At 75.5% G+C, this 12,952-nt stretch carries 8 protein-coding genes; all 8 read right to left on the bottom strand.

The window, feature by feature from the left end:
- Window positions 1-3: 3 nt before the first annotated feature.
- A complete protein-coding gene (locus O7625_RS22125; protein ID WP_282341180.1) occupies window positions 4-2,184 on the bottom strand; it encodes an NHLP family bacteriocin export ABC transporter peptidase/permease/ATPase subunit in 2,181 nt (726 codons plus the stop codon).
- Window positions 2,181-2,990: a hypothetical protein gene (locus O7625_RS22120; RefSeq protein ID WP_282341178.1), complete on the bottom strand. Its 810-nt coding sequence runs from the start codon at window positions 2,988-2,990 to the stop codon at window positions 2,181-2,183. Before O7625_RS22120 ends, O7625_RS22125 begins: the two co-directional genes overlap by 4 nt.
- Entirely contained in the window at window positions 2,987-4,435 is a 1,449-nt protein-coding gene (locus O7625_RS22115; RefSeq protein ID WP_282341176.1) for a SagB family peptide dehydrogenase, read from the bottom strand. Before O7625_RS22115 ends, O7625_RS22120 begins: the two co-directional genes overlap by 4 nt.
- Window positions 4,436-4,511: 76 nt before the next feature.
- Window positions 4,512-6,794 (bottom strand): TOMM precursor leader peptide-binding protein, encoded by a 2,283-nt coding sequence (locus tag O7625_RS22110; protein ID WP_282341175.1) that lies wholly within the window; start codon window positions 6,792-6,794, stop codon window positions 4,512-4,514.
- Window positions 6,795-7,005: 211 nt separating this feature from the next.
- On the bottom strand, window positions 7,006-8,031 hold the full coding sequence (locus tag O7625_RS22105) for a hypothetical protein (protein WP_282341174.1): 1,026 nt from the start codon (window positions 8,029-8,031) through the stop codon (window positions 7,006-7,008).
- Window positions 8,032-8,182: 151 nt separating this feature from the next.
- Entirely contained in the window at window positions 8,183-11,035 is a 2,853-nt protein-coding gene (locus O7625_RS22100; RefSeq protein ID WP_282341173.1) for a LuxR family transcriptional regulator, read from the bottom strand.
- Window positions 11,036-11,419: 384 nt separating this feature from the next.
- Window positions 11,420-11,995: a DUF305 domain-containing protein gene (locus O7625_RS22095; protein WP_282341171.1), complete on the bottom strand. Its 576-nt coding sequence runs from the start codon at window positions 11,993-11,995 to the stop codon at window positions 11,420-11,422.
- Between the two features lie 142 nt (window positions 11,996-12,137).
- The gene (locus O7625_RS22090) at window positions 12,138-12,911 is read right to left on the bottom strand and encodes a lytic polysaccharide monooxygenase (RefSeq protein ID WP_282341169.1); all 774 of its coding nucleotides are present in this window, start codon (window positions 12,909-12,911) and stop codon (window positions 12,138-12,140) included.
- Window positions 12,912-12,952 lie beyond the last annotated feature (41 nt).

Raw genomic sequence — 12,952 nt, 5'->3', positions numbered from 1 at the left:
GGGTCAGTTGTCCCGGACCAGCCGGGTGTACGCCCCGCCCCGGGCGACCAGCTCGTCGTGGGTGCCGCGCTCCACCTCCCGGCCACCGTCGAGCACGACGATCAGGTCGCAGTCGCGGACCGTGGACAGCCGGTGCGCGACGATCAGGCAGGTGGCTCCGCGTCGGCGCAGGTGCAGGTCGATCTGGCGTTCGGTCTCGGCGTCCAGCGCGCTGGTCGCCTCGTCGAGCACCAGCACCCGGGGGTTGCGGACCAGCGCGCGGGCGATCTCCAGCCGTTGCCGCTGCCCGCCGGAGAAGTTGCGGCCCCCCTCGCGGACCGCGCTGGCCAGCCCGCCGGCCCGCGCGGTCACCTCGGCGTGCACGCAGGCGTCGGTGAGGGCGGCGTGCACGTCCTCGTCCGGCACGGTCAGGTCCCACATGGTCACGTTGTCCCGGACGGTGCCCTCGAACAGCCGCTGGTCCTGGTCGACCATGGCCACGGTGGCCGCCCAGAGCCCGTCGTCGACCGCCGTCCGTTCGACGCCGTCCACGGTGACCCGGCCGGTCCACGGCCGGTACAGGCCGGCGACCAGCCGCCCGACCGTCGACTTGCCGCTGCCCGACCGGCCCACCAGGGCGACCCGGGCACCCGGGGGCAGGTCGAGGGTGAACCCGGTCAGCAACGGCTTACCCAACGGGTGGTAGCCGAAGGTGACGTCCTCGATGCGCAGGTGCCCCTCCAGCGGCGTCGCCGGCAGCGGCGGCGGGTCGTCGACCGGCAGCGGGTACCGCTCCACGTCGCGCAGCCGGTTGAGGTCGGCGCTCATGTCCTGCACCCGGGAGCCCAGCGCGGTGAGGTTGCCCAGCGGGCGGTTCATCGCGGCGGCCAGCCCCTGCATGCCGACCAGCACGCCGACGCTCATCGCCTCGGTCACCACCCGGTCGCTGCCCACGCCGAGCAGCACCGCCGTGGTCAGCGCGGCCAGGAACGCGGGCAGGACGGAGAGCACCGCGGTGGGCACCCCCAGCCGCTGCTGGCGGCTGGCGACCGTGGCGTGGCGGGCGGCGAACCGGGCGGCGGCGCGTTCCTCCTCACCACCGGCCTTCACCGTCTCGATCATCTGCACGGTGGTGTAGACGGCGGTGACCAGTTTGCTGCGGTCGGCCTGCAGTCCGGCCACCGCCACCGACCGGGTCGCCGCGACGACCCGCAGCACGGTGACGTTCAGCCCGGCCAGGACCACCGCGCACAGGCCGAGGAGCAGGTCGTACTGGCACAGCAGCGCGCCGTACGCCAGCACCAGGGCGGTGTCGACGACGGTGGTGGCCGCCCGCCGGGTCAGCACCTCGGCGACCATGTCGTTGCCGCGTACCCGCTGGCCGAGGTCGGCGGCCTGGCGTTGGTCGAAGAACGCCGGCGGCAGCCGCAGCAGATGTCGGAAGAAGCGGGCGGCGCTGGCCAGCGCCAGCGCGGTCTCCGCGCGGACGGTCAACCGCTGCTGCAACCAACTGGCCAGGAAGGTCAGCACGGTGGCCACCGCCACCGCCGCGACCAGACCGGCGAAGGCCGCCTGGTCCTCCTGGAGCAGCACCCGGTCGACGAAGACCCGGGCCAGCACCGGGACGGTCAACCCGACCAGGGCGATCAGCAGGCCGAGCAGGAGCATCTGCACGATGGCGGAGCCGGGGCCGCGCCAGCGTTCCACCAGCGCCCGGACCATCCGGTACCGGGTGCCGCCGGGCTGGAACTGCGGCCCGGGACGCATGGTGAGCACGATGCCGGTGAAGGCGCCGTCGAACTCGTCCCACCCCACCGTCCGGGGTCCGGTGGCCGGGTCGTTGATCCAGACCTTGCGGCCCAGCCCCTCCAGCACCACGAAGTGCTCGAAGCGCCAGAACAGCACCGCCGGCAGGGCCACCGTGCGCAGTCCGGCCAAATCCATCTGGAAGCCCTTGGCCTCCATCCCGTACCGGCGGGCGCCCCGCAGCACGGTGGCGGCGGTGGAGCCGTCCCGGCTGACCCCGCAGACCCGGCGCAGCTCCTCCAACGGCACGTGCCGGCCGTGGTGGCCGAGCAGGATGCCCAGCGCGGCGGCCCCGCACTCCACCGCCTCCATCTGGATCAGGGTGGGGGTGCGGACCCGCCGTCGGCGGATCCGGGGTCGCTGCGGTGCCGGGACCACCCCGGTCGTCGGCGCGCTCATCGCCGCAGCAGCCAGTCGACCGGGTGTTCCCGGGCCACGGTGAACCAGGCGGTGACCTCGCTGGCCGAGTTGAGCTGGAACGGTGGCGGGGCCTTGGTCCAGCGCAGTCCGCCGGGGGCGGCCGGATCGGGCTCCAGGGCCACGGTCACCCGTACCACGCTGCCGTTGGCCAGCAACCGCCGGACGTCCTGACCGGTGCCGAGGAAGGCCCGCAGCGACGCCTCGGTCTCCGGGAACGCGCCGACGGTGAGGACCCGCCCGGCCAGGGTGCCGAACACGTTGCGCGGCGCGGCGGCGGCGGCCACCTCGACGGGGACGCCCGGTTGCAGCAGCGGCGCGGCGACCGCGGGGGCGTAGACGACGGCCTGCAACGCGTCCCCGGCGGTGTCCAGGCGCTCCAGGTCGGCCAGGTGGCTGCCGGGGGTGACGATCTCCCCCTCGGACACCAGCCAGGACACCACGTACGCGTCGCCCGGCGCGGTCTCCACCAGGACCTTGCCGGCGACGGTCCGCAGGCTGTAGAGCGGGGTACCCTTCGTGACCCGCTGGTGCGGGGCGGCCCAGACCTTGGTGACCTGGCCGGCCTCCAGCGCGTCGAGGGCGGAGATGCCGTTGGAGTGGATCAGCACCCCGGCCGCCTCGACGGTGCGCGGCACCACCGTGCGGACCGACCAGACCCCGGCCACCACCACGGTGATCACCAGCGCGGCGGTGGCCAGCCAGCTCGGCACGGTGGTCAGCCGGACCGCCCGGTCCAGCTGCTCGGGGGCCTCGAGCTGCTGCAACGCCTGCCGACGGAACTTCACGGCCCGACCGCCCCGGGGGCGACCGTACCGAGCAGGAAGTCGGCCACGCTCGGTTCGACCAGCGGGTCGAGGCCGGACAGCTCGGCGAAGGCGTGCGAGTCGCCGGCACCGAGGGCGCACGGGGCGAGCCCCATGGCGGTGGCGACGAGGTACATCTGGTGGGTCAGCACCCCGGCGTCCTTGAGGATCATGGCGTAGCTCATCCCTTCGTACTTCCACATCAGCCGCTGCACCCGCGCCGTGACCACCAGGACGACCTGCGGCGGTCCGGCCATCGCGCCGGCCGCGCGGGCGTAGCCCAGCAGCCGGTCGGCGGCCGGCGCCCACCCGGCGACCGCCTCCAGCCGGTGGCCGGTGGAGTCGTAGTGGTACAGCCCCGGATCGAGGTCGGCGCACCGGCGTACCAGCGGATACAGCTCCAGCTCGTAGATCCCGCCGCCGCCCGGGTAGGGGCGGCGCCCCACCTGCTGTCCGCCGGACTCCCCGGCCAGCGTCCCGTGCTGGACCCGGTGCAGGAACTCGGCCAGCCGGTCGAGGGTGGGCGGGGCCGCGTCGTCGTGCCGGCGCACGCTGTGCCGGGCCGCGACGACCTGGCTGAACGACGGGTCCGCCTTGGCGATGGTGGCCAGGTCCGGCAGCGGCAGCTCGATGGTCCGTCCACCGTCGTACGGACGCGGCAGCGGCTGCGGGGGGAACCGGTCCCGCAGCCGGTAGGTGCCGCCGACCGGCATCGTGTGCCGGCCCACCCGGGAACGGTGGTGCAGCCGCAGCTCCTCCGGCGACCAGTAGGCCAGCGGCGCGTCCTCGACCTCGGCGGCGTACTCGGCGGCGGTGACCAGGATCCGCGCGGTGACCAGCTCGTCGAGGACCCGGCCGGCGACCTCCGGGGGCACCGCCAGGGACCGGGCCACCGTCTCCGGGCCGACGCCCTGCACCGCCGCGGCCAGCACCGCGCCGAGCGCCGCGTCGACGCAGCCGACGGCGAGGGTGCTCAGCGGCGACGTGGCGACGAGCATGTCGCGCTCGTGTTGCAGGGCGGCGAACCGGGACAGCCGGTAGCGGGCCCCGGGGACGTGCCGCCGGGTCTCCGGCAGGCTGCCCCGGCCCAACCCGGTCGGCAGCAGCTCGAGCAACGGCCGGTCGGCCACCTGTGCCCGCCGCTCCACCCACGAGTGGCTCAGCAGCCGGCGCAGCAGCAGCTGCGCGGGAAGCACCCGGGTCTCCCCCTCCAGGCTGCTGACCAGCCTGCCCACCTCGACGTCGCTGACCCAGCCGGCACCCAGCCGCAGCAGCAGCGCCCGCCGGCTCATCCCCGGCTGCTCCAGCCGCAGCCGGAACCGCCCCTGGCGCAGGGTCGCCGCGCCGTCCTCGTCGAGCACCAGCTCCGCGTCCCGGCGCAGCCGGTACAGGTCCTGCACGGCCGGGCCGGTCAGGGCCGTGCTCACCGCGACCACCGGCCGGTGGCGGCCGCCACTGCGGTCATCGTCGACTCCCCTCGTCCGGCCGGGCCGGGTGGTCCGGTCAGAAGAACACGTTCAACGGGTTGGCCGACCCCTCGTCGTCGGCCGACGGGGTGCGGCCCAATGCGGCCGGGACCTGCCACAGCCGGCCGGGGCCGAGCCGCCGCCAGAAGTGCCGCAGCCCCGGCACCACGACCTTCACCACCGCCAGCTCCACGTCGGGCCGGGACTGGTCGACGACGATCACCTCCAGGCCGGCCCGGTCGGCGATCCGGACGCATCGGCGGACGTCCTCGGCGACGTCCCCGGTGGTCAGGGTCGGATGGTCGGCCAGGGTGCGGGCCGGCCGGGTCGGATCCGGGGTCAGCCAGGGCTGGTCGGCGATCCGGACGGTGCCGAACCAGCGGGCGCTGTCCGGGTCGTCGACGCCGTAGCGCAGCCGCCCGCCGGCCGGGCCGGGCACCGCCGGCAGGAACTGGTTGACCTCGGTCAACGCCCGGCTCAACGCGACCCGCGCGTCGAGGTGCGCGCCGAAGCCGACCAGCACGTCCTCCGACGGGCCGTCGACCCGCCGGGACACCGCGGCGAAGGCGGGGATCCCCAGGTCGGCGGTGAGGTCCAGGGCCCACAGCTCGCGGCCCAGCACGGTGGCGTGGTGGTCGACGCAGGCGGTCGTCCAGGGGTCGGCGAACGAGGCCAGGTCGACCCCGGGCAGCCGGGACCGGTGGTACCACCACAGGGCCACGCTGTCGCGTTCGACGAGTTCGCAGAAGCCCTGGAGGATCGCCTCCGGCAGGTTCGACCCGGCGGCGCAGCCGTTGGAGTCGGCCGAGCAGACCTGCAGCCTGGTCAGCTCCGGGTGGCCGTACCAGCAGTGCGCGGCGGGCAGTTCCCGGGGCGCGTCGCGGGTGAGCGACCAGCCGGTGGTCCAGTCCAGCTCCAGGTCGTCGGGCAGCGGCCGGGGCACCCGGTGCAGGTGGCCGAGGTCCCGGTTGAGCCGGTCGGCGTCGGCGTACTGGCGGTCGGAGTAGAGCAGCAGGTCGCGCAGGTGCACCGCGCGGTCCGGGCCGAGCTGCCGGTAGCTGGCCCGGTGCACCGGGCGGTCGCCGCGCCACACCCCGCACCAGCGCTCCACCGCCTCCCCGATCGCGCTGACCCGCGCCTGGGTGTCGGTGCGACCCTTGCCCCCGCTCTGCCCGCGCAGGTTGCGGCGCAGTCCGGCGAGCTGCCGGGGCTGGGCGAAGTTGTGCCCCGCCGAGTAGGTGTGGGCGATCCCGTTGTCCACGGTTTCCAGGCTGGTCAGCCGGCTGACCACCCCGAGGTACCGGCTGACGTGGTGGGCCAGCGCCCGGTACGTCTCGGCGGGGTCGCGGGTGCGGGAGCCGTCCGCCCGCCCGGGCAGGACACCGGCCGGGGGCAGCGTGATCCGGGGGTCCGCCTTGCCGACCAGGTCCGGGTCGCCGCAGGCGGGGCACTGGGGTTGGCGGACGAGTTGGTGGCTCTCGGTCGTCAGGTCACGGGTGTCCAGGGCGATCATCCGGCCGGTCAGCCGGGGTGAGCGGCCCCGGGTGGCCAGCACCGCGAGGTCGGCGGCGAGCAGTCCGGCCACCGCCAGGGCCGCCCCGGGAACGACCGCGCGGGCGGCCGACGGCACCTCGCCGGCCGGGTCCTGCCCGGTCAGGAACGCCGCCACCTGTTCGTTGGCCTCCCAGCGCTGACGCAGGCAGGCCCAGCAGCCGGTCTCGCCGGGGACCAGGTGCGGGCCGAGGAACACCACGTTGCCGTGCGCCCGCAGCAGCGTCCAGGGCCGCCCGGCGGCCAGGTGCCGGTCGTTGAGGACGGCCAGCGCGGGGTCGAGCATCGACGACGGGGCGACCAGCACGGGATCCCGTCCGGTCGCCGGGTCCGCCTCGGGGGCGTCCGGCCGGGTGACCGTGACGGTGAGGCCCACCGCCCGCAGCGCCTCGGCGATCTCGAACACGGTGGGGGCGCCGAGGTCGACGAGGGTGACCGTGCCGTACCGGGTCCAGTGCCGCCCGGCGGCCGGGTCGACGCCCCGGGCGTCCCAGCCGGCGGCCTCGGCGACGGGGACACCCGCCGGGCCGGAGACGAGCAGGCCGTGGCCGCGCAGCCGGGCCAGGGCGGCGGCGACCGCGGCGACCGGGTGCCGGGCGGCCAGCCGGGCCAGCACGTCGGCCAGCGGCGCGGTGCCGTCGAGCAGGTCGGCCAGGTCGGCCGCCACCGGGTCGTCGATGAGCAGGCTGCGGGTCTCGCCCAGGACGACGAGGTGTCCCTCGGGCAACCGCACCGGCACCTGGTCGGAACGGAAACGCGGATGCCACATGGGTTCCTCCCCGCGCCGGCGTGCCACCGGGGATGTCCGGCGGGATGCCGTCGACAATCACGGCTGCTGTCATCGTCGCCGCTGACCGGCGGTAACCGGACCGATGCCACCGGTTTCAGCCGTCGGCCCGCGGCCCGGCGCGACGGGTCCGGCCAGCGCCGCGGCGGAGACGGCCGGGGCGGTCGCCACGACACCGCCGGGGCAGTTCCGGTCAGCCGGTGGTGACGGTCAGCGCGGTGTCGTTGAGGCCCAGCACCGCGGTGCCGGTGGCCTGCGCCGGCACCAGCAACAGGAACGTCTCGACCCGGGTGACCCGGATGCGCTTGCTCGTGACCGGGGCACGCTTGCCGGTGGAGATCATGTCGGGGCTCTGCGGGACCATCGTCACCGTGGCCGGTCCACCGGGTGTCGGGCTGAGGGTGTCGGTGGCGTATACGGTCAGGAAGGTCAGCGTCCCCTCGGGCACCGTGACCGCGCAGTCCGACCACTCCGCCCGGTCGAGGGTGCGCGCCACCCGCGCCCCGGCACCGGCGAGTTGCTGCTGGTAGACCTCCCAGCCGCCGGCGAACTGGCCGTCGAGCAGCGGGCTCGACGCGACCAGCGCCCGGTTGCCGGTGCTCGCCCCGGTGGTGCGGGCGAACAGTTCCGCGGCGAGTGCCCGCCGGCTCGTCTCGTCCACGGCGGTCCCCCCGGCGGTGGCCGGCCGACCGGCGATGCCCCGGACGGTGACCAGGGCCGGCTGGGTGACCTGGACGTTGTGGCTGAGCTTCCACCGGCCGTCGGCGTCCCGGACGAACTGGCTCACGTCGGTCGGGGCCAGCTCCGCGCCGGCCAGCCGCAGGGTGGCGGTGGCCAGGAAGCAGCCAGGCTCACCCGGCGGTACGGCGAAAGCCGGGTTGACGTGCTGGAACGTCGGCTGCGGGCGCTGGTTGTACTCGGCCCGACGGATCGCCGCGATGCTGACGTCCAGCGACGGGGACACCTCCTGGGTGCGCAGGGTCTGCACGTCACCGGAGACGGACGCGGCCGAGTCGGCCTGGTCGAAGGCGGTGAGCACGAGCGCGGCCCGCTCCGCGTCGAACGCCGCGCCGGACGCGACGACGGTGGGGGTGGCGGCGTCCACCGGCTGGTTGCCGCAACCGGCCAGGACGAGCAGGCTCACCGCGAGCGCGACGGTGGGGCCGCCCACCGGCACCGTCACGGCGCGCGGCTTCCCGACGGATCGTGTGCCCACCATGTCGTTCTCCGTCCGTCGCCGGTTCCGCGGGATTCGCGTCCGATGGATCGAGTATGTGAGCGGGCGACGGTGGGTGCCGGGTGCGGTGCGGCCTCATGGTGCGCCGGGCGGCGGTGGTGCACCGTCCGGTGTCATCCGTGGCGGCGGCGGGTCACCGATCGGTGTCATCGAAGCGGGACACCCAGGCGACCAGACCGGACCGGGACTCCACCCCCGCCTTGCGGTAGATCCGGGTCAGGTGCGCCTCCACCGTGCGGGGGCTGATGTGCAGCCGGCGGCCGATCAGCCGGTTGGTGACGCCGGTGGACGCCAGCCGGGCGATGTGCCACTCCCGGTCGGTCAGCGCGGTCTCGGCGAGTGCCCGGACCGGTCGGGTCAGCCGCAGGCCGACGCGTTCGGTGCCGCAGCGCGCGGCCAGGTCCAACGCCTGTTGCCGGGCCCGCGCGGCGGGACCGCCCTGGTCCACCGCCTCGGCCGCCCGGGCGACCGCGACCAGGGCGAGGCTGTGCCGCAGGGTCATCCCGGCCATCCGGAACCGGTCCGCCGCGGTACGCAGGTACGGCATGGCGGCCGCCACCTCGCCCCGGGCGAGCAGCACCTCCCCGTACGCCGACTCGGCGAAGGCACGCTGCCCGGACAGGTCGATCAGGTCGGCGGCCGCCAGCGCCTCCCGGGCCCGCCGCTCCGCCTCGGCCAGGTCCCCGCCGGCCAGGGCGGCGGCGCAGAGCAGTTCGTGCCACATCGGCCGCAGGGAGGCCTGGAGGCGGGTCAGCCGACCGTCGCCACCGGCGTCGGTGAGCATCTCCACGCAGGTGTCCGGGTCACCGGCGAGCAGCGTCGCGGTGGCCAGCGCGGTCGCCGCGGTACGCCCGGACCAGCTGTCCAGGTCGGTGGCCAGCTCCACCGCGCCGCGGGCCAGGGCGACCGCCCGCTCGTCGTCGCGGGGGCCGCCCCGCCAGGCGGTGGCCTGCGCCTCGAAGGCGAGGGCGAAGCTGAGCAGGGAACGGCTGCCGATCCGGCGGGCGACGATCCCGGCCTCGGTGGTCAGGCCGATCACCGTGCCGAGCTGTCCCCGGTGGTAGGCCACCTGGCTGCGGCCGAGCAGCAGCTGGCAGAGCCCGTCGTCCCGGTGGGCGTCACGGACCAGGGCGATCCCCCGGTCCAGGTGCCGGGTGGCGTCGGTGGGCCGTTCCAGGAACAGCTCGGCCAGCCCGAGCGCCAGCAGACAGTCGGGGTGGTCGCGCAGGTCCCGGTCGGGTAGCGCGTCGACGATCGGCGCACTGGTGGCGACCAGGTCACGGGCCAGGTCGACGGCACCGTCGTGGGCGGCGGCGAGTCCGCGTACCGCGAGCAGGCCGGCCCGGTCGATGCCGCTGGCGTCCCCGTCGGGAGCGTCGCCGGACATCGGCGCGGGATGGCCGGACAGGATGCCGACCGCGCCGAGTTCGGTGGCGAGCTGGTACGTCCCGGCGGACCGGGTCGGCGTGCCGATCAGCTCACGACGGCTGATCGCGGCGGCCTCCGCGTAGTTGCCGAGCAGTCGTTCGACCCGTACCCACTGGGCCACCGCCCGGGCCCGGCGGCCGCCCGGGTCGGCGGGCAGTTCGGGGACGACCTCCCGCAGCAGCGCCCGGCTCTCGGCGAGGTTGCCGGCCTCCCCGGTGATCCGGGCCAGCAGCAGGGTGACGTCGTGGCGGCTGGTCGGCGAACCGGCCGGCGGCCGCAACGCGCGCAGCGCCGTGCGTAACCAGCGCACGGCCAGGTCCGGGGCGTCGCGGCGAATCTCCTGGGCGGCCCGGCAGAGCACCTCGACGTACGGGCCGACCGGCCGGTCGTGGGGCAGGGTGAGCAGCGCCTCGACCTGCGCCACCCGCGCCGCCGGGGGCGCGCCCCGGGCGACCAGCGCGCCCAGCGCCCGGTGCTGGGCCTCGACCCGCCAGGCCGCGTCGGTGTCCTGGCCGACCGCGGCGCGCAGCACCGGGTGCCGGAAGGTGAACCCCGCCGCTGCCGGGGCGGCCCGCAGCAGGTCACGACGGACCAACCGCCAGGCCGCCTCGTTGGCCACCGGCGCCGGCAGCTGCGCCACCTCGGCGAGCAGGTCCACCGGGCAGGGGGCGTCGAACACGGCGGCGGCCCGCAGACACACGGCGTCGACCGACGGCAGACCGGCCCACTCGGCGCGCAGGGTGGCGACCGCCCGGTCGGTCAGCCGGGACGGACCGGGCAGCGGGGTGGCCGCCCGGTCGGCGTCGACCGGCGCGACGTCGGCCAGCGCCGCGAGGTAGCCGGGATTGCCGCCGGCCCGGTCGTGGCGCTCCCCCAGCTCGGTCGGGTCGGACCCCGGGTACAGCTCGACGGTCTCGGCGAGGCTGAGCGACCCCAGCTCGATCCGGTCCCGGCAGCGGTCCGCCGGGGCGGCGGGGTCGGGCGGGCCGAACGGCATGACGGTGGCCGTCTGCCGGGGCCGGTAGACCAGGACCAGCAGCAACGGCGCCGGCACCGGGTAGCGCAGCAGATGGGTCACCAGGCCGGTGGAGGAGGGGTCCGCCCAGTGCAGGTCGTCCAGGACCAGGGCCAGCCCCTCCCGGGCGGCCAGGGTGAGCAGTCGGCGGGCCAGTTGGTAGGTGCGGAACAGGCGCACGTCGAGCGGGCCGGCGTCGCCGGGCACCAGTGCCCCGTCGGCGTCGAGCCCTCCGACGGGCTGTCGTCGCGGCCCGGAGTCGGCGGGATGGAGGGCGCCGAAGGCGTGCCGGAAGACGTGGAACGGGATGTCCCGTTCGGCTTCCGCACAGGTGCCGACGACCCGGGGCAGGGCGGGGCCGCAGCGGTCCAGCGCGGCGTGGACGAGGCGGGTCTTGCCGATTCCCGGGTCGCCGACCACTTCGCACGCCACCTGCCGCCCGGTGTGCGTGCTCTCGGCGTGTGCGGCCTGGATACGCGCGATCTCCGGGCGCCGCCCGACGAATGGTGGGCCGGACAGCGCATTTTCCAGTCCAGCTGCCATCACGCAGATCACGTGCTTTCCCTGCGACACTCCAATGGGGATTGACGGGACTATACCCGGGGGGCGGGAAGACGAGGAACATCGATGTCGGCGGGGTGGCCGAACGATTCGCCCCGATGACCGTACGGATGGCGGAATTGGCCGCTTCGGTGTCACGACGATCCTGGAAACCGATTCCGTCGGCAGTTCGCTTCGGATCGCCGGCTATCACGCCGGATCTGTCGCGGTAATGGTGACCGGTTGTGGATTCTGCTTTTCGCGCGTTTTTCCCGGGTTGGGGATCCGGCGGGACCGGTGGTCAGTTCCACGGGGGCTCCGGGGACCAGGCCCGGCCGGCCGCCGACGGCGGACCCCGGTGCGGGTCGCCGCCGGTACGGCCGCCGGTCAGGGCGTGGGCCGGGCGACCGGCAGCGCGGCGAGCAGCCGCAGCTGCGCGGTCCGCGACTCGTCGATACGCCGGGCCAGGTCGCGCACGACCGGGGAGACGGCCAGCGCCAGGTGGGCACGGGCCAGTTCCGCGGCCTGCCGTTGCTGCGGTGCCAGCACCGCCACCAGAGCGGCGTCGTAACCGGCTGCCGGGGTGCCCCGCAACCGGGCCACCGGGTCGGCGTCGCCGGTCGGCCCGGGGTGCTCGTGCCGGTGCCCGCCGGATTCCGGGTCGGCGGCCCGGATCCACTCGCGGGCGCGGGCCACCTCGTCGGCCTCGGTCGCCTCCACCGCCGCGACGAGGGTCCGCAGTGCCGGCTGACGGATCCGTTCCGGGGCGACCCGCAGGATGGCCAGGGTGCGGTCCTGGTGGGCCGTCATGGTGTGCAGGAACACCAGGTCGAGCCCGCTGACCGCAGCCGGTGGCCCCGATCCGGTCGCGGCCGGGTGCGGCGGGTCGACCGGGCGGGTGGCGGCAGCGCACCCGGCGAGCGACAGGCTCACCACGACCAGCGCGACGGCCAGGCACCGCACCGGCGCCGACGGTCGCACCGCCGCCGGACGGGGCGCGACGGCGGGCGGTCCACACGCCCCGACGGTCGCCCGTCGCGAGCCCCTACCGGCCCCGCCCGACCCACCCCGTCCCCGCTCGACGACTCTCATCGGTGCGGCCGGGTCAGACCTGGGTCCACAGGGCGGGCACGTAGGGGGGCTCCCAACCGGGGAGGGCGGTGTGCGCCTGCCGGCACCGGTAGCCCACCCCCTGGTAGGTGACCAGGTCACCGACCTGGTAGCTGCGGCCGGCGGTCCAGGTGCCGCCGGCGGTCGGCGCACCGGTCGGGGTGGCCGGCGGCGGGGTGGCGGTGCGGGTCGGCGTCGGGGTGGGGGTGGGGGTGGGGGTACGGGTCGGCGTCGCGGTGGGGCTCGGGGTCGGTCCACCCCCGCCGATCTGCACGTCCACGCAGGAGTAGAAGGCGTTGGCGGTGTCGGAGATGTTCCAGACGGCGAGGATCTTCTGTCGACCGGAGAAGCCGGCCAGGCTGACGGTGTGCGCCACGGTGGCCTCGGGCTGCCGACCACCCCCGTCGACGATCCCGACCCGGGTGCCGCCGATGAAGTACTCCCAGTTGCGGGTGGCGTGCCGGGCGGTGTTCACCCAGGTGAAGGTGACCGTGCTGCCGACCGACGTGGCCGGCCAGCCCCGGGCGTCGTCGTCGAGGACCGCGAACTGGGTGATCCCGGCGCTGCAACTCCGCAGCCCCTTCACCCCTTCGACGCTCTGCGGCTCGTACCGGATCTGGCCGCAGTCCGGCACCTTCCCCTGGGCGCAGAGCGCCTGGCGGCTGGGTGGGGCGGAGACGTAGCCGTGGGCCTGGGCCGGCAGCGCGAGGCCCAGCGAGGTGACGACGGCCCCCGTCGCCACCAGGGGGACGGTGATGGTTCGACGCATGGCGTACTCCTCGACGGTCGAGCCGGTCCGGACGGGCTCGG

The sequence above is a fragment of the Micromonospora sp. WMMD714 genome (assembly GCF_029581315.1).
GTDB lineage: Bacteria > Actinomycetota > Actinomycetes > Mycobacteriales > Micromonosporaceae > Micromonospora > Micromonospora rifamycinica.
Note: the sequence above shows the minus strand (reverse complement) of the source record. Positions and strands in the feature narration are given on the sequence as shown.

Excerpts from the sequence above, each read along its gene's own strand:
- O7625_RS22125 (WP_282341180.1), bottom strand. The coding sequence starts at position 2,184 with ATGAGCGCGCCGACGACCGGGGTGGTCCCGGCACCGCAGCGACCCCGG.
- O7625_RS22110 (WP_282341175.1), bottom strand. The coding sequence starts at position 6,794 with ATGTGGCATCCGCGTTTCCGTTCCGACCAGGTGCCGGTGCGGTTGCCC.
- O7625_RS22105 (WP_282341174.1), bottom strand. The coding sequence starts at position 8,031 with ATGGTGGGCACACGATCCGTCGGGAAGCCGCGCGCCGTGACGGTGCCG.
- O7625_RS22100 (WP_282341173.1), bottom strand. The coding sequence starts at position 11,035 with ATGGCAGCTGGACTGGAAAATGCGCTGTCCGGCCCACCATTCGTCGGG.
- O7625_RS22090 (WP_282341169.1), bottom strand. The coding sequence starts at position 12,911 with ATGCGTCGAACCATCACCGTCCCCCTGGTGGCGACGGGGGCCGTCGTC.